The 24,762-nt window shown below is 49.5% G+C and carries 26 protein-coding genes; 13 read left to right on the top strand and 13 right to left on the bottom strand.

Translation table 11 applies throughout. The annotated features are described in order from the left end of the window. The first annotated feature begins 337 nt into the window (after nt 1-337). The 6 genes from AR688_RS03555 to AR688_RS03530 all read left to right on the top strand — a co-directional run bounded on the left by AR688_RS03555 (nt 338) and on the right by AR688_RS03530 (nt 8,378). Nucleotides 338-1,033: a 3-keto-disaccharide hydrolase gene (locus AR688_RS03555; RefSeq protein WP_068229206.1), complete on the top strand. Its 696-nt coding sequence runs from the start codon at nt 338-340 to the stop codon at nt 1,031-1,033. Next, nucleotides 1,030-2,712 carry a GMC family oxidoreductase gene (locus AR688_RS03550; protein WP_231731906.1) on the top strand — a complete coding sequence of 561 codons (1,683 nt, stop codon included), beginning with the start codon at nt 1,030-1,032 and terminating at the stop codon, nt 2,710-2,712. Before AR688_RS03555 ends, AR688_RS03550 begins: the two co-directional genes overlap by 4 nt. Continuing rightward, a complete protein-coding gene (locus AR688_RS03545) occupies nt 2,712-3,509 on the top strand; it encodes a gluconate 2-dehydrogenase subunit 3 family protein (protein ID WP_082694660.1) in 798 nt (265 codons plus the stop codon). The genes AR688_RS03550 and AR688_RS03545 overlap by 1 nt, the downstream gene beginning before the upstream one ends. Before the next feature lie 286 nt (nt 3,510-3,795). Next, nucleotides 3,796-6,348 (top strand): DNA mismatch repair protein MutS, encoded by a 2,553-nt coding sequence (gene mutS / locus AR688_RS03540; RefSeq protein ID WP_068229200.1) that lies wholly within the window; start codon nt 3,796-3,798, stop codon nt 6,346-6,348. A 216-nt stretch (nt 6,349-6,564) separates the two neighbouring features. Then, nucleotides 6,565-7,734 (top strand): benzoate/H(+) symporter BenE family transporter, encoded by a 1,170-nt coding sequence (locus tag AR688_RS03535; protein WP_068229198.1) that lies wholly within the window; start codon nt 6,565-6,567, stop codon nt 7,732-7,734. Next, nucleotides 7,734-8,378, top strand: coding sequence for a GntR family transcriptional regulator (locus AR688_RS03530; RefSeq protein ID WP_068229195.1), 645 nt, complete (start codon nt 7,734-7,736; stop codon nt 8,376-8,378). The genes AR688_RS03535 and AR688_RS03530 overlap by 1 nt, the downstream gene beginning before the upstream one ends. Nucleotides 8,379-8,423: 45 nt before the next feature. Here the strand turns inward: AR688_RS03530 and rpoS are convergent, their stop codons facing one another. The 11 genes from rpoS to AR688_RS03475 form a co-directional block, all read right to left on the bottom strand. Continuing rightward, nucleotides 8,424-9,416 carry an RNA polymerase sigma factor RpoS gene (gene rpoS, locus AR688_RS03525; protein WP_068229192.1) on the bottom strand — a complete coding sequence of 331 codons (993 nt, stop codon included), beginning with the start codon at nt 9,414-9,416 and terminating at the stop codon, nt 8,424-8,426. 84 nt (nt 9,417-9,500) lie between these two features. After that, nucleotides 9,501-10,358, bottom strand: a complete 858-nt coding sequence (locus AR688_RS03520) for a peptidoglycan DD-metalloendopeptidase family protein (protein ID WP_231731905.1) — start codon at nt 10,356-10,358, stop codon at nt 9,501-9,503. Nucleotides 10,359-10,426: 68 nt separating this feature from the next. Further along, entirely contained in the window at nt 10,427-11,329 is a 903-nt protein-coding gene (locus tag AR688_RS03515) for a DUF368 domain-containing protein (RefSeq protein WP_068229189.1), read from the bottom strand. A 13-nt stretch (nt 11,330-11,342) separates the two neighbouring features. Beyond that, entirely contained in the window at nt 11,343-11,981 is a 639-nt protein-coding gene (locus tag AR688_RS03510; protein WP_068229186.1) for a protein-L-isoaspartate(D-aspartate) O-methyltransferase, read from the bottom strand. 1 nt (nt 11,982) lies between these two features. Then, nucleotides 11,983-12,735 carry a 5'/3'-nucleotidase SurE gene (gene surE / locus AR688_RS03505; RefSeq protein ID WP_068229183.1) on the bottom strand — a complete coding sequence of 251 codons (753 nt, stop codon included), beginning with the start codon at nt 12,733-12,735 and terminating at the stop codon, nt 11,983-11,985. A gap of 4 nt (nt 12,736-12,739) precedes the next feature. Continuing rightward, nucleotides 12,740-13,783, bottom strand: a complete 1,044-nt coding sequence (gene truD, locus AR688_RS03500; protein ID WP_068229180.1) for a tRNA pseudouridine(13) synthase TruD — start codon at nt 13,781-13,783, stop codon at nt 12,740-12,742. Beyond that, complete coding sequence (ispF, locus tag AR688_RS03495) at nt 13,780-14,259, bottom strand: 2-C-methyl-D-erythritol 2,4-cyclodiphosphate synthase (protein WP_068229177.1); 480 nt, start codon at nt 14,257-14,259, stop codon at nt 13,780-13,782. The genes truD and ispF overlap by 4 nt, the downstream gene beginning before the upstream one ends. Next, nucleotides 14,259-14,951: a 2-C-methyl-D-erythritol 4-phosphate cytidylyltransferase gene (ispD, locus tag AR688_RS03490; RefSeq protein ID WP_068229174.1), complete on the bottom strand. Its 693-nt coding sequence runs from the start codon at nt 14,949-14,951 to the stop codon at nt 14,259-14,261. Before ispD ends, ispF begins: the two co-directional genes overlap by 1 nt. Next, on the bottom strand, nt 14,944-15,243 hold the full coding sequence (gene ftsB, locus AR688_RS03485; protein WP_068229171.1) for a cell division protein FtsB: 300 nt from the start codon (nt 15,241-15,243) through the stop codon (nt 14,944-14,946). The genes ispD and ftsB overlap by 8 nt, the downstream gene beginning before the upstream one ends. A gap of 73 nt (nt 15,244-15,316) precedes the next feature. After that, nucleotides 15,317-15,970, bottom strand: a complete 654-nt coding sequence (locus AR688_RS03480; protein ID WP_068229168.1) for a hypothetical protein — start codon at nt 15,968-15,970, stop codon at nt 15,317-15,319. A gap of 48 nt (nt 15,971-16,018) precedes the next feature. Continuing rightward, the gene (locus tag AR688_RS03475) at nt 16,019-16,768 is read right to left on the bottom strand and encodes a TerC family protein (protein ID WP_068229165.1); all 750 of its coding nucleotides are present in this window, start codon (nt 16,766-16,768) and stop codon (nt 16,019-16,021) included. A gap of 155 nt (nt 16,769-16,923) precedes the next feature. Between AR688_RS03475 and AR688_RS03470 the strand changes: the two genes are divergently transcribed. Further along, on the top strand, nt 16,924-17,442 hold the full coding sequence (locus AR688_RS03470; protein WP_068229162.1) for a DUF1569 domain-containing protein: 519 nt from the start codon (nt 16,924-16,926) through the stop codon (nt 17,440-17,442). Between the two features lie 41 nt (nt 17,443-17,483). On the opposite strand, the gene AR688_RS03465 is transcribed toward AR688_RS03470, so the two are convergent. After that, a complete protein-coding gene (locus AR688_RS03465; protein WP_068229159.1) occupies nt 17,484-17,843 on the bottom strand; it encodes a DUF3192 domain-containing protein in 360 nt (119 codons plus the stop codon). Between the two features lie 175 nt (nt 17,844-18,018). Here AR688_RS03465 and AR688_RS03460 point away from each other — a divergent pair, with 175 nt between their 5' ends. Then, nucleotides 18,019-18,309: a hypothetical protein gene (locus AR688_RS03460; protein ID WP_068229156.1), complete on the top strand. Its 291-nt coding sequence runs from the start codon at nt 18,019-18,021 to the stop codon at nt 18,307-18,309. A 2-nt stretch (nt 18,310-18,311) separates the two neighbouring features. Beyond that, complete coding sequence (locus AR688_RS03455) at nt 18,312-19,091, top strand: Zn-ribbon-containing protein (RefSeq protein ID WP_068229152.1); 780 nt, start codon at nt 18,312-18,314, stop codon at nt 19,089-19,091. Here AR688_RS03455 and syd read toward each other — a convergent pair. Next, a complete protein-coding gene (syd, locus tag AR688_RS03450) occupies nt 19,076-19,627 on the bottom strand; it encodes a SecY-interacting protein (protein WP_068231118.1) in 552 nt (183 codons plus the stop codon). The genes AR688_RS03455 and syd overlap by 16 nt on opposite strands. A gap of 20 nt (nt 19,628-19,647) precedes the next feature. On the opposite strand from syd, the gene queF reads away from it, so the two are divergent. The 4 genes from queF to xni all read left to right on the top strand — a co-directional run bounded on the left by queF (nt 19,648) and on the right by xni (nt 24,761). Next, nucleotides 19,648-20,544 carry an NADPH-dependent 7-cyano-7-deazaguanine reductase QueF gene (queF, locus tag AR688_RS03445; RefSeq protein ID WP_269433674.1) on the top strand — a complete coding sequence of 299 codons (897 nt, stop codon included), beginning with the start codon at nt 19,648-19,650 and terminating at the stop codon, nt 20,542-20,544. A 454-nt stretch (nt 20,545-20,998) separates the two neighbouring features. Next, a complete protein-coding gene (locus tag AR688_RS03440) occupies nt 20,999-22,555 on the top strand; it encodes a GGDEF domain-containing protein (RefSeq protein ID WP_231732010.1) in 1,557 nt (518 codons plus the stop codon). A gap of 33 nt (nt 22,556-22,588) precedes the next feature. Beyond that, nucleotides 22,589-23,947 carry a nucleotide 5'-monophosphate nucleosidase PpnN gene (ppnN, locus tag AR688_RS03435; protein WP_068229143.1) on the top strand — a complete coding sequence of 453 codons (1,359 nt, stop codon included), beginning with the start codon at nt 22,589-22,591 and terminating at the stop codon, nt 23,945-23,947. A gap of 1 nt (nt 23,948) precedes the next feature. Beyond that, nucleotides 23,949-24,761, top strand: coding sequence for a flap endonuclease Xni (gene xni, locus AR688_RS03430; protein ID WP_068229140.1), 813 nt, complete (start codon nt 23,949-23,951; stop codon nt 24,759-24,761). Nucleotide 24,762: the final 1 nt, after the last annotated feature.

The raw sequence follows: 24,762 nt of genomic DNA, 5'->3' as shown, positions 1-24,762 counted from the left end.
TAATAAGTGCCTGCTATTATGCCGCCAGAACCGAAAACGGAGCAAGTACCGCTTGGCCACGCTGTAAAACCGTCAGCCTTGCTATATTCGCCACAAAAATGTAACGCATTACATTCAAGACTAGCCAGCCATACCAGACTAAATTGGCCTGGTTACCGGCTAATTATGCCGCAGCACTGTAGCAAATATCGAGTTTTTGCACTAAAAAAGCGCCGTCTGTTTATCGAATTACTCTTTTATTTTGTAGCTGTTTGCACTATAACAGCAAACACAATGATATCGGTTACATTGAAACAGTGCCTATAACAACAATCACTGCAACAACAGGAGAACGACCTTGAAAATCAGACACCAACTTTACGCCCTGCTGCTAGCGCTTGGTAGCTTTGGCGCACTCGCCGCGGATAATCAGTTAACCGCGCAAGAGCAACAGGATGGCTGGCAACTGCTGTTTAATGGCAAAGACCTGTCGCAGTGGCGTAACTTTAAACAGCAAGGGTTAAGCGATAAGTGGGTCATTGAAGATGGCGCTATTAAGCTAACCGGTAAAGGCGGCGGCGACATTCTAACTAAAGCCCAATATCAGGATTTTGACCTTAAGCTGGATTGGAAAATTGCCGAAGGCGGCAATAGCGGCATTTTTATTCTGGTAGACGAAACCGGCAGCCAGATTTATTCGCATGCCCCGGAAATTCAGATCCTGGATAACGAACGCCACCCCGACAACAAACTGGCAAACCATTTATCCGGCTCTTTATACGACATGATCGCCTCGCCTGCGGCTTCGCACAAAATAGCCGGTGAGTGGAATCAGGTACGCATCCGGCTGCAGAAAAACCAGTTAACCATTTGGCAGAACGATGTGCAGGCAGTATCGGTGGAGCTCCACAGCCCAGAGTGGCAGCAACTGGTGGCCGCCAGCAAGTTTGCCAACTGGCAAGGGTTTGCCGCCAACAGCAGCGGCCATATCGGTTTGCAGGATCATGGCGATGTGGTGTGGTTTAAAAATCTGAAAATTAATGAGCTGAAATGATGAACGATTTTGCTTATGACGTATTGGTTGTCGGCTCAGGCGCCGGTGGCGCCATGGCCGCTTATGAGTTAACCCGGCAAGGCCACAAAGTGCTACTGCTGGAAGCTGGCCGTAATTACGACCCTAAAACAGAAACTCCGATGTTCAGGCCTAACTCAGCCGCACCGCTGATGGGCACCTCCACACCAGATAAAGACTTCGGTTTTTATGACTCCACCGTAGACGGTGGCTGGCAGGTACCAAACGAACCCTATACCACAGCCGAAGGTTCAGACTTTTTATGGTGGCGTGCCCGCATGCTGGGTGGCCGCACCAACCACTGGGGCCGCTATTCGCTGCGTTTTAGCGAGCATGATTTTAAAGGCAAAAGCCGCGATGGTCTGGGCGCCGACTGGCCCTTTAACTACGACGACATCGCCCCCTGGTACGACAAAACCGAAGCTTTAGTAGGCGTTTGCGGCACCAATACCGGCCTGGATGATATGCCACCGTCACCGGAAGGGGTGTTACAGCCGCCACCCGCACCACGGGTACCAGAATTACTGATAGCCGCTGCGGCAAAAAAACACGGTATTACAGCGGTGCCTATGCACCGTGCTGTGCTGACCAAACCGCTGGATAACCGCGCAGCCTGTTTTTATACCACGCCCTGCGGCTACGGCTGCTCAATTGGTGCCGCTTTTCAAACCACCACGTCATTGCTGCCGATGGCACAGGCTACCGGTAATTTGCGTATTATTACCGACGCTATGGTTAAAGCAGTTACCACTGATGATCAAGGCAAGGTTACCGGCATCAGCTATATCGATAAAAAAACCGCCACTGAACAACAGCTCAGTGCCAAAGTGGTGATCCTGGCCGCCAGTGCCTGTGAGTCAGCACGTATTTTGCTTAATTCAAAAAGCGCCAGTCATCCTAACGGCCTGGCCAACTCCAGCGGCCAGGTTGGCCGCAACCTGATGGACTCTACCGGCGCTGGCCTGTCAGCACTGGTACCAGCACTAATGGACCGGCCGCGCTATAACGAAGACGGCCACACCGCCAACCATCTGTTTATTCCCTGGTGGGGCCACAAAGCGCAAGCCAATAAAGAACTGGATTTCCCGCGTGGTTATCACTTTGAGCTTGGCGGGCGCTTTGGTGAACCAGGCGCTTATGTCAGCGGTAACCTGCAAGGTTACGGCACGTCGCTAAAACAGCAGGTACGCTCCCATTACGGCTCTTATGTTTCGTTTGCGCTACGCGGTGAAATGCTGCCAAACGAGCACTGCTACATGGATATAGACCCCCAGGTAACAGACAAATGGGGTATTCCGGTAGCACGTTTTCATTGGAAATGGTCCGAGCACGAGCTTAAACAAGTCGAGCATGGCCTGAAAACCGCCAAAGCCATTTTGGAAACGATGGGCGCGACAGTTAACGAGTTACCGTCAGCCGAAGATGCCATTAGAAAAGGCGGCGAAATTATTCACGAAGTGGGCACCACCCGGATGGGTAGCTCAAGCAAAGACTCAGTAACTAACCAATGGGGCCAAAGCTGGGATTGTCCGAACCTGTTTGTCATGGACGGCGGCGTTTTTGCCTCCAACCCACATAAAAACTGCACCCTGACCATTATGACACTGGCAATGCGTAACAGCGCCTGGCTGGCAGATCAATTAACAGCGGGGAAACTGTAATGCAAAAACCAACCATAATACCAAACCCAAACACCACTGAGCACGCCGACGGCCTGACACCGGCTTACACCAACCATTTAAGCCGGCGTGATTCGTTAAAACTGCTGGCCGCACTGGCCGCCAGTGCTATGCTGCCTTCGCTGTCAGGTTGTGAGCCAACACCTACGGCAAAAACAGCCAGCGGCACAACAAGCGCAGAGCACTGGCCAGAACTAAAGCTGCAACCTGTCACCGCCAAAGGTTACGGTAAAGATCCCAATCTGATTATGCCACCCGAAGCCCCCTGGCCTTTAACCTTAACAGCCGCGCAATTATCACTGGTAGCTTTGCTGTCTGACATTATCGTGCCGCAGGAAGGCCAATCGCCGTCGGCTTCTGCCGTGCAGGTACCAACGGTGATCGATGAATGGGTTAGCGCGCCCTATCCCAGCCAACAGCGGGACAGGCTGACTATTCTATCGGCACTGGCTTGGCTGGACGACGAAGCGGCTCTGCGCTTCTCGCAGCAATTTACGGCACTTGGCACAACGCAACAGCTGGCAATTATTGACGATATTGCCTACGACAACGAGCAAACCCCGCAACAATTCCAGCGCGTAGCCAAAGCCTTTGGCCGACTGCGCAATCTGGTACTGGCAGCTTATTTCTGTACGCCGGAAGGCATTAAAGATATCGGCTATCTGGGTAATGTTCCCATCGCCGGCGCCTACCCCGGCCCCACGCCGGAGGCATACAGCCACTTAAATAAAACACTGGCAGAACTGGGGTTGAGTGACTTTGCTTATCCGGTGAGTTAAGCCTTAGCCAGCATTTTTTATTAAGCTCCCTGATCGCAGAGACAGGGAGCTTTTTTATTTTCATCCTGCAGTGCCACAAGTGAATGGTCTGTAATTATCAGCTGAGCCAAAAAACACTTGTACCTGGAAGTTAATTTAGATTTATTTAAATAGTCGTAGCCAAACTACGATAATTACAACTTTTCTAAATATTCACCACCTGTACCTAGCGATCACACGCGCTAAAAAACTTCTGTTATAATCCCCGGCTTTATCAACGCTAACGGCCGCGGATAAGAACATCTGTATGACTATTATCAAAGACCTGTCTTCTCATACACCCATGATGCAGCAGTATCTGGGGTTAAAAAGTGAACACCCTGACATTCTGCTGTTTTATCGTATGGGTGACTTTTACGAACTATTTTATGACGACGCTAAACGCGCAGCGGCACTGCTGGATATTTCGCTGACCAAGCGCGGCCAGAGCGCCGGTACACCGATCCCGATGGCGGGCGTGCCTTATCACGCGGTTGAAGGCTATCTTGCCCGTTTGGTACAGCTGGGCGAATCGGTGGCGATTTGTGAGCAAATTGGCGATCCGGCCACCAGCAAAGGCCCGGTTGAGCGCAAAGTAGTACGCATTGTTACCCCCGGCACTGTTACCGATGAAGCCCTGTTAAATGAGCGGCAGGATAATTTACTTTGTGCTATCAGCCAGTTGCGTGGCCAATACGGCCTGGCACAGTTAGATTTAAGCAGCGGCCGTTTTTTGCTGAATCAGGTAGACAATATAGATGATTTAACTGCGCTGTTGCAGCGGCTAAACCCGGCAGAGCTACTGTACCCGGAAGATTTCGCCGACAGTTATCTGGTAGAAAAACGCAAAGGCGCGCGCCGTCGCCCGGTGTGGGAATTTGAGCTGGCCACCGCTAAGCGTTTACTGTGCCAGCAGTTTGCTACTAAAGACTTGCTGAGCTTTGGTGTAGATGAAGCACCGGTAGCGCTAATGGCGGCCGGTTGCGTAATGCAATATGTTAAAGACACCCAACGCGCCGCCCTGCCGCATATCCGTGCAGTGGCGCTGGAACGCTCACAAGACAATATTGTGCTCGACGCCGCCACCCGCCGTAATCTGGAATTAACGCAAAACTTAGCCGGCAACTACGAACATACGCTGGCTGCCGTGCTGGACCGCAGCCAGACAGCAATGGGTTCGCGCCAGTTAAAACGCTGGATCCATGCACCGCTGCGTAATCAGGCACAGGTTAACGCTAGGCTGGATGCCGTAACAGAACTGAATACAGAATATGAGCAGCTGCAACCCCTATTAAAACAGATTGGCGATATTGAACGGGTTATCGCCCGTTTAGCGCTGCGCAGTGCCCGCCCGCGTGACTTTGCCCGCCTGCGCCAGGCACTGCAGCAATTGCCGGTACTAGCACCGCAGCTGTCACCACTTAGCAGTGCTTTACTGCAACAAATCAGCCTGGCTGCCCAGCCATTGCCGCAGCTATGCACGCTGTTAGAGCAGGCAATTGTAGAAACACCACCGGTATTGATCCGCGATGGTGGTGTTATTGCCAGTAGTTACAATGCCGAGCTGGACCAATGGCGGGCTTTGGCTACCGGTGCCACCGATTATTTAGAACAACTGGAACAGCGCGAGCGCGAGCGCACCGGTATTGCTTCACTAAAAGTAGGCTTTAACCGTATTCATGGTTATTACATTGAAACAGGCCGCAGCGCCGACACCAAGGTTCCACCGGAATATGTACGGCGCCAAACACTGAAAAACAACGAGCGCTATATTATTCCCGAGCTTAAAGAGTACGAAGACAAAGTACTTGGCAGCCAGAGCAAAGCACTGGCGCTGGAAAAGCAGTTATACGAACAGCTGTTTGAACTAACAGCACCGTTCCTGGCACCGTTGCAACAGCTGGCGCAGGCACTGGCCGAGCTGGATGTATTGTGTACTTTTGCCGAGCGGGCCGACAGCCTGAACTACTGCCGGCCACAGCTTAGCAGCCAAACAGGCATAGTGTTGCAGCAAGCGCGTCACCCGGTGGTAGAGCAGGTATTAACCGAACCCTTTATTGCCAACCCGCTGCATTTACACCAGCAACGCCGCATGCTGATGATTACCGGGCCAAATATGGGCGGTAAATCTACCTATATGCGCCAAACCGCACTGATTGTGCTAATGGCCTATATCGGCTGTTTTGTACCAGCCGACAGCGCCCAAATTGGCCCGATAGACCGTATCTTTACCCGTATTGGCGCTTCAGATGATCTGGCCTCCGGCCGCTCTACCTTTATGGTAGAGATGACCGAAACTGCCACTATTTTGCATCACGCCACCGAGCACAGCCTGGTGCTGATGGACGAAATTGGCCGTGGTACCAGTACTTACGATGGTTTAAGTTTAGCCTGGGCCTGTGCCGATTATCTGGCAACTAAAATTAAAGCCTTAACCTTGTTTGCCACCCATTACTTTGAACTGACTGAACTGGCAGAGCAATTGCCGGGGCTGGCTAATGTGCATCTGGACGCAGTAGAGCATGGCGACAGCATAGTGTTTATGCACCACGTGCAGGACGGCGCCGCCAGCAAAAGCTTTGGCTTACAGGTAGCACAACTGGCCGGTGTGCCTAAAGCCGTTATTAAGCAGGCACGATATAAACTCAGTGAGCTGGAGCAGCACAGCAGCACAGCATCGGTAAAAACAGCGATACAACCGCAACTTAGCCTGCTGGAAACCGAACATCCGGTAGTAGAGCAACTGCGCGATATTAATCCGGATGATTTAACCGCCCGTCAGGCACTGGAGTTGTTATATCAATTAAAGCAACATCTGTAGCTCAGATGTATAACCCAGCCAGAATCGGTTTGTTCTAAACTGACCGTTGCAGGCCGGGATGGCCGAATCGAGCCTACAGGGATGTATTTACGGCGTGTCAGTGTGGACAAACCGGTTCGGGCCGCCACACCAATCTGCATTCCTCTCACTGTAATTACTTGACAAAAAATGTATACATTTTAAATTAGGTATACTTTTTCAAGTTTGGGTTAGCTTATGCGGATTAACGATCTTAGCCTCTCGGCCATAGTCGCTGGCTTTGTTGCGGTGCTGGTCGGCTTTGCCAGCTCGGTAGCGATAGTGCTGCAAGCTGCAGCTGCTGCCGGTGCCACTCAGGAGATAATGGCATCCTGGCTGTTGGCGCTGGGCCTGGGTATGGCTGCTACCTGTATTGGTTTGTCCTGGTATTACAAAGCGCCGATTATTACCGCCTGGTCTACTCCCGGCGCGGCCCTTTTAGCAACCAGCCTGCAGGGCTTAACCATCAACGAAGCGGTAGGTGTATTTATATTTACCGCGGCACTTGGCGTTATTATCGGCCTTAGCGGTTGGTTTGATAAGTTAACCCGGCTTATTCCGTTGCCACTGGCCAGTGCCATGCTGGCGGGTATTTTGCTGCAGTTTGGCTTAAGTATTTTTACCTCACTTCAAAACCAGTTATTACTGGTTGGCCTGATGTGCTTAAGCTACTTGCTGGCCAAACGCCTTATGCCGCGCTATGCCATTTTGTGGGTACTGTTAACAGGGCTGCTGTGTGTAGTGGCACAGGGCCAGTTTAATTACAGCGCCGTTACGCTAAGTTTAACCACACCGGTATGGGTAACACCGCATTGGTCACTCAGCGCCTTACTCGGTGTTGGCCTGCCACTGCTGCTGGTTACCATGGCATCACAGAATATCCCCGGTGTTGCGGTGATCCGTACCAGCGGTTATCAAACGCCGGTGTCACCGCTTATCAGCAGCACTGCCCTATCAACCTTACTGCTGGCCCCCTGGGGCGCTTTCTCCATTAACCTGGCTGCTATTACTGCGGCTATTTGCACCGGCACTGAAGCACACCCCGACAAAGATAAACGTTATATTGCCGGTATAGCGGCCGGTGTATTTTACCTGCTGGCAGGTTTAGCCGGTGCCACTGTAGTGGCGCTATTTGCCGCTTTCCCTAAAGAAATGATTGCTGCGCTGGCTGGCCTGGCGTTGCTTGGCACCATTGGTGCAAACCTGGCCGTAGCTACTGCTGAAGGCGAGCACCGCGAAGCGGCTGTCGTAACCTTGCTGGTTACAGCAAGCGGCGTGAGTTTCTTCGGTGTTGCAGCCGCGTTCTGGGGCATTATTGCCGGTGGTTTAATCCTGCTGATAATCAATGGCTTGCGCCGGAGCCACTGATGCTGAAAAAGCAACAGCTTTACAACCAGCTAAAAAAGCATATTCAGCTGCAGCACTGGCCACCAGGTACCGTGCTTACCCAGCAACAACTGGCAGAGCATTATGGCGTAAGCCGTATTGTTGTGCGCGATGTACAACAGGCACTATTAAGCGATGGCTGGCTGGAGCCACATGGCAAAGCCGGTATGCAGGTGCCGGGTTTTAGCGCTACTGAAGCACAAGAGCTGTGTTTGTTGCGTTTACAATTGGAGCCGCTGGCACTGCAATTGGCTGCAGCCAATATGAGTTTCAGCCAATTGGGCCAGGCTGAAGACTTACTGGCCTATATTGCGGCGCATAAACATCTGGCGCCTTATCAGCGCGGAGAATTAAACTGGCAGTTCCACCGCATATTGTATCAAAGCTGCGCTAAGCCACATTTACTGCGCTTGCTGGACCAACTGCATCAGCAGGTATCACGCTATCTGGGGTATCAGGAGCAAGCCTTGGCCTATGCCGATACCAGTGCCGCTGAGCATGCAGAATTACTCACTTTGTTGCGCCACGGCGACACAGAACAAGCCGGTAAACTGCTGGTGCGCCATATTACTGAGGCCGGTAATTTGCTGGTGCAGTTGCTACAAAAACAACAAGGCGCCAGATAGCGCCTTGTTTGGTTTCAGCTAGTTTTAGCCACGTTTTAACATGGGTTAATCCTGAAACAGGGTTTCTATGTTTAGTCCCTGATGGGTAACAATTTCCCGTAAACGCCGCAGCGCTTCAACCTGAATTTGCCGCACCCGTTCCCGGGTTAAACCAATTTCATGGCCAACATCTTCCAATGTCGAAGGCTCATAGCCAAGCAAACCAAAACGCCGTGCCAGTACTTCACGCTGTTTTGGATTCAGCTCATTTAGCCATACTACTAAGTGCTGGCGAATATCTTCATCCTGCAGTTCAGTTTCCGGCCCCAACTCTTTTTCATCAGCGATAACATCAAGCAACTGCTTTTCTGATGAGCCTGCTACCGGCGTATCTACCGAGGTTATTTTTTCATTTAACTTCAGCATTTTGCGCACTTCTTCTACCGGCCTGTCCAGCGCACTGGCAATTTCTTCCGGTGTCGGTTCGTGATCCAGCTTTTGTGACAATTCCCGCGCAGCACGCAGGTATATATTCAGCTCTTTCACGACATGAATGGGCAGGCGGATGGTGCGGGTTTGGTTCATAATAGCGCGTTCTATGGTCTGGCGGATCCACCAGGTGGCATAGGTTGAGAAGCGGAAACCGCGTTCAGGATCAAATTTTTCTACCGCGCGGATCAGGCCAAGGTTACCTTCTTCGATTAAATCCAGTAACGCTAAACCACGGTTAATATAGCGGCGGGCAATTTTAACTACTAAGCGTAAATTGCTTTCTATCATACGCTTACGTGCTGCCTGATCGCCTTTTAATGCCAAACGGGAAAAATATACTTCTTCTTCAGCAGACAATAATGGCGAAAACCCTATTTCACCCAGATAAATTTGTGTTGCATCCATAGTTTTATGGCTGTCATCACGGGCAAAAACATCTTCAGTCACACTTTCTTCAGCCGCTAAATCAGCCACATCCGGCTCTGCATCGTCTTCCAGCAAGGCAGCTTCGTCTATCAGTTCATCTTCTTTAAAATCTAAAACGTCATCGTCACTCTTTTGTCCCATATCCTTTCTCCCACGTCTACAGGGTCAGGAGCCAACTAAGGCATATCGCGTCCATTCCTGATATTACTTGTGTTTTTGATCTTATTATTTTGGTAAATATTTTAATGGGTCTACGGAGGTGCCACGAAAGCGGATCTCGAAGTGCAAACGTGGATCCGTAGCATCAGTACTGCCCATTTCGGCTATCTGCTGCCCGGCAGTAACCATTTGTCTTTCTGTTACCAACAATTTACGGTTATGCGCGTAAGCACTTAAGTAATCATCGTTGTGCTTGATAATAATTAAATTACCATAACCTCTTAACGCACTACCGGCATAAACCACTTGGCCGCTGGCTGCTGCATTTATTCTGTTACCTTCACGCCCGGCAATATCCACCCCTTTGTTGCCTTGTTGCTGATGCGAAAAACCGGAAATTATTTTGCCTTTTACCGGCCATTGCCATTGCACCACGTTCCCACTTAGGGTAGGATTTTGCGCCTTTTTTTCCGGCGCTGTTCTGTTCTGAACATAACCCGTTTGATTTTTCGGTGCAACAGGTTTAGCCGGTTTTACCGAACTATTTGATTTTGCTTGGCTTGAATTATTCTTATTTGTATTTTTTACAGCCTTTGGCGCGGGCTTAGCCACGGTTTTAGCAACCCGGCGGGCCGCAGTTCCGGTAAGTTTAAGCTGTTGTCCGGGGTAAATAGTGTAAGGGCTGGCAATGGCATTCAGCCGTGCCACTTCGCGCACATCTTTACCGGCCCGAAAAGCAATAGAATAGAGGGTATCGCCGCGTTTAACGGTATAACTGCTGGCAGACAATGAACCACGGTTGCGCTGTTGATAGAAATTCTCCCGCAGCTCCAGCGTGCTGACCGGTGCCGGTGTGGAGCGGGAAGAACAGCCACTTAGCACCATTATCAACAGTATTAACCACAGCCAAAAGGCACGCGCCAAAAACCAGACCGGACGTGTTGTTGCGCTTTGCAGGTAGCTGTGGCTAGTACAACGAATAAAAACCTCCTTTAGTCTTTCGTCGTCGCATTTTCCGCCGTAGCAGGCAGAGTAAACCATTTTTCCAGATTTAACAGCAGTAACATAATGCCTATGCCAGCAATCAGGCACACCAATGCCATACCAATATCTGCATCACCCACCTGCCTGGCATACTGCCATGGCAGATACATTTTTTGCTCGGCCTGCCAGGGCCAAATCCGGTAAAAAGCGCCAATTACCACCCCAATTAACAGCGCCAGCGTGGCGTCATGGTAATGCTGCAGCAGCCAGTTTAGTAAACGGGAAAAACTCAGTAAACCAAAAATGCAGCCTGCCAGAAACAGCGCCAGCACACCAAGCTGTAATTCCGTTACCGCCAACAGTACCGGCGCATACATACCTGAAATCAGCAGGATAAAACTGCCGGAAATACCGGGCAGGATCATTGCACATATTGCTATCGCACCGGCAATAAAGAACAACCAGGGTGCAGGCTTAAGTTCATGAGGCGCCAGCATGCCAACCGATACAGCGAAAGCCACTCCCAACAGACACAACCCGACACGCAGTAAGTTCCAGCGCAGGCTTTTTATCAGCGTGGGTAATGCCGCCAGAATCAGGCCATTAAATAGCGCCCACAACGGAATGGGCCGATACTCGAGAAAATAGCTTATTACCCCAGCCAGAGAGAAAATGCTGATGAAAATGCCGCCAAACAAGCAAAGTAAAAATGTGCCATCAATATGCTGCCACAATGCAGCAATTTTGCCTCGCCCAAGCAAGCGCAATGCCTGCACATTGCAGTTGCTGATGGCGGCCAGCAAACGCTCATAGATGCCCAAAATAAAGGCCAAAGTACCGCCTGACACACCCGGCACCACATCAGCAGCCCCCATCGCCAGCCCTTTGATAATCCACTGAATATATTGCATTAATTTTCCTTAATCAGGCCAGTGCACCCGGCACAAGAGGCACAAAACGCACCGCTTCAATGTCCGTGCTGCTAAAATCATCGCCATTACGCTGGTACACCCGCAACACCTGATCATGTAACCCCACCGGGATCACTAACCGGCCGCCCTCAGTCAGTTGTTGCAACAAGGCTACAGGCACTTCAACCGGGGCCGCAGTAACAATAATACTGTCAAACGGGGCTTTACTGGGCCAGCCCTGCCAGCCATCGCCATGTTTCATCGATACATTGTGTAAATCCAGCTGTTGCAAGCGCCGCTTAGCCTGAAACTGCAGCGCTTTAATGCGCTCAACACTGCATACATGCGAAAATAGCCTGGCCAGTATTGCAGTTTGATAACCTGAGCCGGTACCAATTTCCAATACCTTACCCGGCGCTTTGTCCTGCAATAATAATTCTGTCATGCGGGCAACAATATAAGGCTGAGAAATAGTCTGGCCCTGCCCAATCGGCAGGGCGGTATTTTCATAGGCTTTGTGTGCCAGGACCGCCTCAACAAACAGATGGCGTGGTGTGTGTGCTATAGCCGCCAGAACCTGTGGGTTGCGGATGCCTTCAGCCTGAAGTTTTTGCGCCAATACCGCGGCGCTGCGTGATGTTGCTACTGCCATGTTACAAACTGATCCCCTCTAACCACTGACGTAATGTGTCCATGCTTTTATAAGCTGACATGTCAATTTGCAGTGGTGTTACAGACGCATAACCATTAGCTATGGCATGAAAGTCGGTGCCCTCGCCAGCATCCAGCTCCGGCCCCAGTGAGCCATACCAGTAAATTTTCCGACCCCAAGGATCGGTAGCACTGGTCATGGTTTCGGCTTTATGGCGCCGGCCCAGACGGGTTACCTGAATGCCTTTTAGCTGCTCTATTGATACCGCCGGTACATTAATATTTAAAATCTGATCTGCCGGTAACGGGTGTGACTTTAGCTTTTTAATAACCTGCACAGTAACATAGGCGGCTGTAGCAAAATGCTCTTCATCACGCCCGGCCAGTGAAACCGCAATGGCAGGTAAACCTAAGTGCCGCCCTTCTGTGGCTGCAGCGACAGTACCCGAGTACAGTACGTCATCCCCCAGGTTAGCGCCATGGTTAATACCGGCTACTACTAAGTCTGGCGTAAAATCCAGCAGCTGGCTGATAGCTAAATGCACGCAGTCTGTCGGTGTGCCGTTTACCGACAAAAAGCCGTTATCCATCTGCTGCACCCGTAACGGGTTTATCAGCGTTAATGAATTGCTGGCACCGCTACAGTTGCGATCGGGCCCGACTGTTGTTACTTCAGCTATCTGGCTCAGCGCCTGTTGCAGCACCTGCATACCTTTAGCATGCACACCATCATCATTACTTAATAAAATTCGCATCTGGCTACTCCATATCAACGGTTTTACGGCCGCAATCCTGATACTTCAGCAGCTCTCTGAGCACGCTGGTAGCAAAACAACCTGCGGGTAACGCAAAGCTTAGCGTTATATCATTACCCTGTTGTTGCACTGTTAACTGTTGTGGTAACAGCCGTATCGCCCGCCGTTCGGCTTTTAAGCGATAATCTTCCAGTCCCTGCACCAGGCCACTGTGCTGTGCAAGCACCTGCTGCTCAAATTCTGCTGCTGTACCGCTGACCATTGGCTCGCCAATGCCCGCCAGCACCGCGGTAATATGCAGGTCCTGCTGTTGCAGGCGCTGCTGCAATTTGGCATCAGCCTCGGGCGCCCGAAACACCGAGCCAGAGCCATTTAACTGCAGCACATCACCATGTTGCACGGTATTAAATAAACCCGCACTGATGCGGGCACAAACCTGCTGATTAAACACATAAGATCGGGCGGCCGATAATGCCAGGCCACGCAGTTTACGATCAGTAATACTCTGGCCATTAAACAGTTGTTGCGCTAACGCCAGATTGCCACCGTTAATACCAAAACGCTGCTCACCATAATAATTAGGTACGCCCTGGCTTAGCAACTCAGCACGGCTAAGCACATCGTTAATATCTGATACCTGGCGCAAGCGGATCTGAAACAGATTAGCTTTAAGTGCGCCTAAACGCAGTTTGCGATAATGGCGCTGCATATCCAGCACAGTGCAACCTTCCAGCTGCCAGCTTTGCCAGTCAAGCGGCTGCTTAATTGGCCACTTGAAACAAAACCACTGCCGGGTAACCGCATGGCGGTCTTTTAAGCCGGCATAACTGATATCGCGGGCACGCAAGCCGGTAAGCTCTGCCAGTTGCTTGGCAACATACTGGGTGTTCTGGCCGGTTTTTTCGATATGCAGCAAAATATGCTCACCGGCGCCACTCGGGCTGAAATTAAGCTGCTCTTCAACAATAAAATCATCACTGTGCTGGCGTAATAACGCTGTAGCTGCAGGTTCACCGTACAGATAACTCAGGGGCTGTGCAGCGGTCATGCGCCAACCAGCAGTACCACGGCCTCTGCCGCTATACCCTCTTTGCGGCCAACAAAACCGAGCTTTTCTGTGGTAGTGGCTTTTACATTTACCTGTGACAACTGACAAGCTAAATCATCGGCAATACACTGGCGCATGGCATCAATATGCGGCGCCATTTTAGGCGCTTGCGCCATAATAGTGATATCAAGATTACCGACTTTATAACCGGCTGCACTAACATCAGCAAACACCTTACGCAGTAGTATCCGGCTATCAATACCTTTAAAAGCAGCGTCAGTGTCAGGAAAATGATGGCCGATATCACCAAGCGCTACTGCACCAAGTAAAGCATCGGATAATGCATGCAACACAACATCACCATCAGAATGTGCCAGCAGGCCCTGCGTATATTCAATTTTAACGCCACCCAGCGTTACCGGACCTTCGCCACCAAAGGCATGTACATCAAAGCCGTGACCAATACGCATATTCATTAACTACTTTGCTCCAGATAAAACGCAGCCAGGGCTAAATCGGCTGGCTGGGTAATTTTAATATTGTCGCTGTGGCCTTCCACCAGCAGCACACTGTGGCCGGCCCATTCCATCGCGGATGCTTCATCAGTAATATGAACTCCGGCGCTGATAGCGTCCTGCAAGGCGGCTTTTAACAAGCCGGTAGGAAAAAACTGCGGTGTCAGAGCATGCCACAAATGCTCGCGGCTCACTGTTTCAGCTACTATTAATTCACCGCGTTTCATGGTGTCGCGCACACGGCAGGCCAAAATGCCGCCCTCGCCACTGGCTAAACAACGCTGAATTAGCTGTTCAATATCAGATTGGCGCACCAACGGCCGGGCTGCGTCATGCACCAGCACCCAGGGGTATTGATGTTCATCTACAAAATTCAGTGCATTGAGCACCGAATGCATACGCTCTTCACCACCTTTAACCCGGATAACATTACTGTGGCTTAACGCAGTAGCATCAAAATAGGGATCATCTGCTGCCAGCGCCAGCCAGATTTGTTCAACACCAGCAACCGCCTGCAACCTGGCAACACTGTGTTCCAAAATGGTTTTACCATGCAAAACCAGATATTGCTTGGGCCGATCAGCCTGCATGCGTGCACCAACGCCAGCGGCAGGCACTATGGCGGCAATAGCAGGATAATTAAGGTTAGTCATTAATTGTTTTACCCGGCTCTGCCTGGCTGAATAAACGGAAGAATATTTCGTCTTGCTTAATTAACCCAAGCTCATTGCGGGCGCGCTCTTCAATCGCTTCCAGCCCCTGTTGCAAGTCGGTCACATCGGCTTTTAATAAGCGGTTACGCTTTTCCAGCTCCAGATTGCTGGCCTGCTGGGTACGCAGCTCTTCTTGCAAACGAAAGTAATCGGCAATACTGTGCTGGCCCAACCACAAACGGTATTGCAGCAAGCCCAGCACAATTACCAACAGTAAAGTGAGTATTCGCATAATACAGCTTCATTAAACAGACTGCGGTTATTATGAAGCCTCTGCCTCAGATTGCAAAGCAGGAAAACCAACATCAGGCTAACAATGCCGGTAAAGGTTTGGCAAAGTTTTGCCAGTTTAACCGACTCGCCAGCAACAATTCGCGCAGGCTAAGCAAACGCGGTGGCTTTTTGTCACCATTTAACCACTGATGGCCACAGCAGGCGGCAGTCATAATAGCTTTGGCGGGTTTCAGCACAAACTTATCGCTGTTTTCCTGTGCCAGCGGTGTGCCGGAAAAACTAAACCAGCCGTGCTCATTGCAATGCAGGCGCTGCCCGGTGAGGTCAACTTCATCTACGCTATCAAGCACTATCTGCTCGTGCGTCAGTTGAGTTATGTACACCGGCACTATCAGGCCGGGTTTGGCATATTTGTTGTAAAACGCATCTATCGGATCGGCCTGCTGTTTACGTGCCGGGCAACTTGCTGCCTGTTTGTGATACCAGGACGCATTTTGGCTATCCAGCTGCAACGCGTTATTTTGCTGCAATATATTACTGGCCGCCCGGCGGATATAAAACGGCAAGCTGGCTAAACGGTTTGGCAGACGTAGTAATTGCTCCGTACTAAGCTGCGACAAACGTAGCAGTTCACGCTCATACAAAGCATTACACAGCTCAGTATAAGTCTGGTTGTCTCTGGACACCTGCCAGAAGTGGGGTTGGTTGCTACCGGCGTCAATCATGGCCAGATGTTAGCCAATCGCCCGGCGCTTGTAAAAGCAAACATGCACTTATTCCATATCCGTTTTTTTATGCAGTTTTACTGTTTCATGCTGGTTTTTCTTGCGTACTTTAAGGTTGATAAGTTCAACACACATTGAAAATGCCATAGCAAAATAGATATAACCTTTGGGTACATGCACATCCAGCCCTTCTGCCACCAGTGCAAAACCAATCAGCATTAAAAACGACAACGCCAGTACTTTTATAGTGGGGTGTTGATCGACAAATTCACCTATCGGTTTAGCCGCAAATAACATCACCAGTACCGAAGCTACAACAGCAATAACCATAATTGACAGGTGCTCAACCAGCCCTACTGCGGTAATAACCGAATCGAGCGAGAACACGATATCCAACAGCATAATTTGTACTAAAATTGCCAGATAACCCGTTGCCGCTTTCGTTGCGCTGATCTGGCTGGCGCCTTCCAGGCTGTCGTGAATTTCATGAGTAGATTTTGCCAACAGAAAAAAGCCACCGACAATCAGTACAAAATCACGGCCGGAGATATCAAAACCAAACACACTAAACCACGGCTCTGTCAGGCCAATAACCCAGGCCAGGCTGAATAACAGCAACAGACGCGATAACATTGCCAGGCCAAGGCCAATACGCCGGGCTGAATCGCGCTGCTCTGGCGGTAATTTCCCTACCAGAATAGAAATAAAAATAATATTGTCGATCCCCAGCACAATCTCAAGTGCCATTAAAGTGCCTAACGCCACCCAGGCTTCCGGGCTGTAGATCCAGTCAAACATGATGTGTCCTTCGCTAATCTGGTTGCGACAATATCGTTATGCCATGCTACTCAGGTTTGCAGATATTTACATCAGCCAAATCAGCTTAATTTAGTGGCAGCTTGAATATAAACAAGCTAACGTAAGCAAAAAATAACCTGATACCCGATTTTGGCATGAACCGACGCAAATTTCTTTTAACCGCAGTTGGCGCACCTTTGGCAGTGGCATTTGGCACTAAAATGGTGGCTATGGCACGGCACTACCCGCTGGATGAACTGTTGGCGCAATTAAAACGCTTACCGGCAGCTACACTAACCAGCCACGGCAACTGGAGCGTTAGCAAAGTGTTTCAGCATCTTGCGCAAAGTATCCGCTACTCGCGCCTTGGCTACCCGCAGGCAAAATCAGCTTTGTTTCAGTACACCGCAGGTGCGGCTGCATTAAATGTATTCTCAGCCAGCGGCACCATGTCGCATCCACTGGATGAACCCATTCCCGGCGCAGCAAAATTGGTTGATGCTGTGCCTAACGACGTAGCGCTGGCTGAACTAGTAACCGAAATTGAATTATTTATTGCCTGGCAAGGCGATTTAGCGCCGCATTTTGCTTATGGTAAGCTGACCAAAGCACAATATTACAGCGCTCATTACCTGCATGTGCAAAATCATCTGCAGGAAATAACACTAAGCTAATGCTATACCCGGCGGGCGACTGCGCCGGGTAAGTGTTCGTATTACAGATACTGATAGGCTTTATCGCCCCAGCCGCTAAGCTTGTTTTGTTTAAAAATAAGCGGCGTACATTCATCTTTGGTGGTTTTACCATCACTTTTTATATGATGCGTGCGATAAAACAATACCTGTACCGTTTCACCGTCTTTATTAAACGACTCAGTAAAATCGGGCGTACCCAATAAGGTGCGTACGTCTTCTGCGCTGCTATTCAGGGCCAGCCGGTTAATCTGTTCCTGATTATACTGCTGAGTTTTCTTCCAACTGCTGTCATCATCTAATTCGTGCTTGCCCCCTACTGCAATCACACATCCTGATAACGTAACTGCTAAGGCAGCGGCCACAAATACTTTTGCTAACATAATGATTTTCCTGTGTTGTTTTAATAATCAGCTGCAGTAGCAGCCTGCCATTAGCTCAGCAAATGCCATGCCACAGATTAAAACAATGTAAAACAGTAACTTATAAAATTATCGCTACTATCTGTAAGCACTTAGTGGTAAATTTCGCTATTAGTTAGTCAAACAGGCAAAAGCCATGACAGATCCCATACAACTGTTACAACAAGTTGCTGCACAACTGCAACGTGAGGGCAAAACGCCCAGCCTGGCGTTGTTCCGTGCCCGCTTAGCCGGGCGTATCGCGCCACAACAGTTATTTGCAGCCTACCAGCAGTGGCGAAATAACCCGGTATTTGACGAAACAGCCCCAAGCACAGACCCCTTACCTGCGCTGGCCGCTCCTGAATGCCCAGACTCCACCCTGGCGCAAACTCTGGCACGCATTGAAGCTAAACTGGATTTGCTGCTCAGCAAGCTGGATAAATAGCCATGTATCTGGCAGAGCTGCAGTTTAAGGTTATTGCTGATACCGACTTTAATAGCGCCGAAAGCGCTATTCGCCGCTATATTGAAACCTTGATATTTAATGGCCAGGTGTTGGGGCGGGAATTTCCAACCGCCTGGCAACAGGACAGCTTTAACAGCCGTATAGTGCTGCCGGATGAGCAGGCTTTACAACAAAAACACCACAGCGCCAAAGGCTTGGATGCACTGCAGCAATTAGCTCCGGCAGGCCTGGCTTATCCGCAAGTCCATATCCTGGGTATGGATCTGATGTCGCAGCATACCGATCCCTGCCACAGCGCAGATTTTTATATTCTGTACAGCCGTTTTAATGACACTTGCTCGCCGGTACGCTGCGGCGAACATCTTGCGCCAGTGCCGTTATATCAGCTAAATGCCGAAACGACAGATCATGAAAAACTTATTCGCTGGCAGTTGCAGTACCAGGCGCTGGACGAGATACAAATGCAGCAAACACGGGTACTGGTTAAAAGTGCAGAACGCAGTTTGCAGCAGCTAAATAGCAGATTAAACAAACAGGGCCGGCAGCTGGCGCGCCAGTTGGAGCAGGCCAATAACACGCCGGTGTACTATGCGTTGTACAGTGGCAGCAGTAATAACTGCGAAAAAGAAGCAGATAAGCCCTGCCCCGGCTGCGGCGGAAACTGGCGTTTAAAGCAGCCATTACAGCAGTTATTCGACTTTAAATGCGATAACTGCCGCTTGCTGGGTAATATTGCCTGGGATTGTCAAAGCCCGTCGTAACTACAAGGTGCCAGCTGGCTGATAAAATCAGCCAGGTTGTCGGCCAGCTTTTCTTTTACTTCCTGCCCTACATGCTCTACAAACACTTCACCTGTGCTGTTAAGTACCGACAGCAAAATATCATCATCTTCAGTGGTGGCAAAAAACACTGTCTCGCGCTGCTTTAACCGCCGCTTCATAATAATATGGCCGATAATGTTCTCCTGTAGCCGCTTTACATCATCGCTGTTCCATACCATTAGCAGCAGCAGCTTGCCGCGGCTATGCTCAGCGGCCAGGCCCGCACCATACTGTAACTGATAAAAGCTTTTTATATCCGGGTGTAACTCCAGCTCAAGTGCCTGCTCAACATTAGAAAAATCAGCAGGCGGTTGCTGCAATACCGGCTGCCATTGCACCTTGTCGTCAACAGCTTCTGCCACCTGACAGGGTGACGGGCTTTTGGGATCGGCCCAGGTCGTTAATGCCAGCTGTTGCTGCTGATGCCACAGTACTGCACGCTGAATAAATTGACTGTAATTCGTTGCCAGAGCCACGCGACCTTCCATCAAACTTTATGATAAACTTGCACCATTGTAACGCTAACTACGCCGTGATGACAAAAACAGACATGACCAGCAACCACTCAGAACTTCTTGCCGGATTAAGCCTTGGTAAAGTAACCGCCTATGCCGATCAGTATGATGCCAGTTTATTGCAGGCAGTACCCCGCAGCCTGGGCCGGGATGATATTGGTCTGGCGGCAACAGCCTTACCCTTTGTAGGTCAGGACATCTGGCACGGTTACGAGTTATCCTGGCTTAATGCCAAAGGTAAACCTATGGTAGCGCTGGCTACCTTTGTGGTGCCTTACAACTCGGCAAATTTAATTGAGTCCAAGTCATTTAAGTTATACCTCAACAGTTTTAACCAAAGCCGCTTTGCTGATCTGGGCCAGGTGTATCAGCATTTGCAGCGCGATTTATCAGCCTGTGCCGGTAAAGAAGTAAAAGTCAGCCTGCATAACGTTAATGAGATTATGGCGTTTCAGCCTACCTGGATCCCAGGGCGCTGTATTGATGATCTGGATATTGAAATTACCCAGTACCACTATGATGCCAGCTTACTGCAAACCCAGACTGATGCCGATATCGTTGAAGAGAAGCTGCACTCTCACTTACTTAAATCGAATTGTTTAATTACCTCTCAACCCGATTGGGCCAGTGTTTATATCCATTACCGTGGCAAAGCGCTGGATCACGCAGCGCTGTTACGTTATTTGATCAGCTTTCGCAGCCACAACGAGTTTCATGAACAATGTGTTGAACGTATTTTCAGCGACATCTGGTCACATTGTCAGCCCAGCTTTTTGTGTGTTTACGCCCGCTATACCCGTCGCGGTGGGCTGGATATCAACCCCTGGCGCGCCAGTGAGCCCTGCACCCCACCGGCAATTCGCTTAAGCCGACAGTAAACATGTAACATTACAAAAAGACTTTCAAAATCAAAAACACCCAATAAATAAATACCAACTAAATCAGTGAAATATAAATCTGTAAATTTAAATTAACAGCAAAAGGTTTATAAAATCTGAAATAAGCACAGAAACATTACATACCAACTTTCAAAAACCAATTTTTTCTGTTTAAATATGCAGCGTCTGGCAGATGGACTGCCGGACAGTAGTTCCAACAAGGGATGCTGATTATGCAACACCTGACCTCTGCTGAAGAACAAACCTGGTTACCTTATTACCTGTGTAAAAAGTAAACCGGACAATAATAAAGATAAATCCCCTGCTACAGCAGGCCTTAGGGCCTGCTGTTTTTTTATCTGCTAATACATTTTGCTTAAAACAGTGATCGCATTTATTACTTTTGCCGATATACTTAAATCTAAACATAGATTTAACAGCGAACCCTCAGGTGGTGGTCTTGCAAGACGACACACAAAAACAACTGGCTAGCGCACTTAAAGCACGTAAAGCGCTTGAAGACACTTATGAAACCCAGTTTAAAATTCTGGCCCAGTTTGTCTCGCGGCTGTCTCTGGCGTGCAAAGGGGGGGATGTCGATTTAGATAACCGGCTGGCAAAGTTGCGAACCGAACTAAACCGCGGCACCGATCTGGAAAAACTGCTACCGTTTATTGAGGCCACCAGCGACAATCTTAAACTGTTAGAATCAAGGCACCAGGCCGACATTCAAAGCATGCAGCAGGGCCTGGCAGACGCCGGTAAGCTGTTGCAGCAACAAAAAGGTTTGCCCGACCAGCTACGCCGCGATTTACGCCTGTTATTGGGAAAAGTCGGCCAACCCTCTGCTACGGTGCATGCATTTTTACCGCACTTAACTGAACTGGCCAAACTGTATCAAAACGTACTGCAAGCCAAACAGTACCTGGCCGACAGCGATGACGATGATGACGTACGCTACGGCCATATTTGCCGCCAAATCAGTGTCGAGTTAACCAACTTGCTGAGCGAGCTGGCGTTTGCCGAAGAAAGTGCTGCCGAAATTGATGCCATCCGGCTGAGTTTGCTGGGCAAACTGCCCATTGATGCTTTGCTGGAAGCTTGCTTAAAAACCATCGGCATTATTATCAGCAGTATTAACCGCGAGCGTCAGTCGGCTGAACATTTTTTATTAAAACTCAATGATGCCCTGACCAGCGTGCAACAATCAGTGGTATCGTCGTTAAGTGCATCGACCGATCTGAAACAAAAAATGCTGGTGCTAAATCAGCAAATTGAGTTGCAAATTGATCATCTTAGCCATGTCAGCCAAAAGGCCACGTCGCTGGAACAGTTAAAATTACTGGTCAGTGATAAGTTAACTGCTATTACCGGATCGTTACGTGAAAAAGAGCAGCTGGAACAGCAGGAACGGCAGCAATTGCTGTTAACACTTGGCAATATGGAACAACGCCTCGGCGAGCTGGAAACAGATGCCGGCACTTTTAAAAAGCGCATTGCCGAGCAAAATTTCCGCAGCCTGCAAGATGCACTCACAGAAATACCCAACCGCGCGGCTTTTGATGAGCGCTACCAATTAGAAATTAAACGCTGGCAACGCTATAAAAAACCACTTTGCGTGGTGCTGGCAGATGTTGATCATTTTAAAAACATTAATGATAGCTACGGCCACAGTGCCGGTGATAAAACGCTCAAAGTGATTGCTAAAACGCTGAAACTCAACCTGCGCGAAACCGATTTTATCGCCCGTTACGGTGGTGAAGAGTTTATTATGCTATTTCCGGAAACTGAGTTAGCCGAACTGGAAAAGCGGCTTAACGCCTTAAGGGAGAAAATTGGTAAAATCCCTTTTAAATTCAAAAATGTAAATGTGCCTATTACCATTTCATTTGGCGCGACCCGATTTACAGAACAAGACACCAATCGCAGTGCTTTTGATCGTGCCGATGAAGCGCTGTACGAAGCCAAAAAAGCAGGCCGTGATAAAGTTATTCTTAAACCTGCCTCCTGACACGGCATTAACCTAATGTATAAAGGAGCACATATGCATGTGCAGTTAAACCCACTTGGGTCTATGGATTTATTATCACAGCTGGAAGTTGACCATTTAAAGCAAAATACCCAGCAAGAAGCCTTCCGTTTATTTCGTAACTGCTGTTTGGCAGTGCTGAATGTGGGTAGCCACACCGACAGCTCAGCCGAAATTTATGAGCAGTTCAGCGATTTTGCCGTTAATCTAATCAGCCGTGAACGCGGCATTAAAATTGAATTATTTAATCCGCCGCACAGCGCCTTTGTTGACGGTAAGATTATCAAAGGTATACACGAGCACCTGTTTGCCGTACTGCGCGATATTCTGTTTTACCACAGTCGCTTACAAAGCAGTAAAAGTTGGCTGGATCTAAACAACAGCGATCATATTACTCACACCGTATTTGATATTTTGCGCAACGCCCGTGTAATTGATGCCAGTAACGAGCCTAATATGATTGTTTGCTGGGGTGGCCACTCTATTAATGAAGTGGAATATAAATACACCAAAGAAGTAGGCTATGAACTTGGGCTGCGTGGCATGGATATTTGCACCGGCTGTGGCCCTGGCGCTATGAAAGGCCCGATGAAAGGCGCCACCATCGGCCACAATAAACAACGCATTAGCACTGGCCGCTACCTTGGCCTGACAGAGCCGAGCATTATTGCTGCCGAACCACCAAACCCTATCGTGAATGAGCTGGTGATCCTGCCGGATATCGAAAAACGGCTGGAAGCTTTTGTCCGGGTAGCGCACGGCATTATTATTTTTCCTGGCGGCGCAGGTACCGCAGAAGAACTGCTATATCTGCTTGGCATTATGCTGCACGAAGAGAACCAGCAGCAGACATTACCTATTATTTTAACCGGGCCAAAGCAAAGCGAGGCTTACTTTGGCGAAATTGCCAGTTTTATCGAAAATACCCTGGGTAGTGCAGCATTAGAACTGATTGAAATTATTATTGATGATGCCCCAGCAGTAGCGCGTAAGCTTAAGCTGGCTGCTGCCGAGGTACGGCATTACCGCAAATCTGTCGGCGATGCCTACCACTTTAACTGGACACTGCAGATAGAACCTGACTTTCAGCAGCCTTTTATCCCGAATCATCAGAATATGGCCGCACTGGACTTGCACCTGGATCAGGACAGCGCAACACTGGCAGCCAACCTGCGCCGTGCATTCTCCGGCATTGTTGCCGGTAATGTCAAAGACGAAGGTATTAAAGCCATTCGCCAACATGGTCCGTTCCAGATAAGTGGTGAGCCCAAACTGATGCAAATGATGGATACACTATTACAGGCTTTTGTGGACCAGGGCAGAATGAAGCTACCTGGCAGCAAATATGAACCCTGTTACAAGGTAGTACGCTAACATGGCACACTTGCTGTTAATTGATGCGCTTAACCTGATACGCCGGCTTTACGCCGTGCAGGAGCGGCCATACTTGCCTGTAACCGACGATGTTGCTGAGGGCACCAAAACTCAGATCATTCGTAATACAGAAAATATGCTGCGTCAGGCACTGGCAAGATTACAGCAAGAATTAGCACCAAGCCACGCTGTACTGGTATTTGACGGACGCAACAGCCTGTGGCGTAAAACGCTGTACGCTGAATACAAAGCTAACCGTAAACCAATGCCAACCATTCTGGCAGATGCCCTGCCCGGCTTGCAGCAGTGCGCCAAAACGCTTGGCTTTGACAGCGTGCAACAAGATGAATATGAAGCCGATGATATTATTGCCTCTATCGCAGTAAAACTGGCGCAACACGGCCAGCAGGTTACCATAGTGTCAACAGACAAAGGTTTTTTACCCTTACTAAGCCCGCACATTCAAATTTACGATGCCTTTGCCCGCCAGCACCAAACCGAAGAAGCGGTGCAGCAAAAGTTTGGGGTTAGTACAGCTCAGCTGGTGCGTTACTGGAGCCTGGTGGGTGATAGCACCAACAATATTCCCGGTGTAAATGGCATTGGCCCCAAAGGTGCCCATGATCTGCTGGCGCTTGGGGCTACGCTGACCGAAGCACTAGAACACCCGGATTGCCATAAAAAATTGCGCGAAAAGATTCTGCAGCATAAAGAACAAATTAAAGTTTTTATGCAAATTCTGGCATTAAAAACCGATGTACAGCTGGGGCTAAACTTGCAGGATATGCGGATCCAGCCGGTGGTAGCCCCCTGAT

This window comes from Rheinheimera sp. EpRS3 (assembly GCF_001513785.1).
In the GTDB taxonomy this organism is placed as follows: domain Bacteria; phylum Pseudomonadota; class Gammaproteobacteria; order Enterobacterales; family Alteromonadaceae; genus Alishewanella.
The sequence above is the reverse complement of the archived record's forward strand: the minus strand, read 5'-3'. Positions and strand labels throughout refer to the sequence as shown.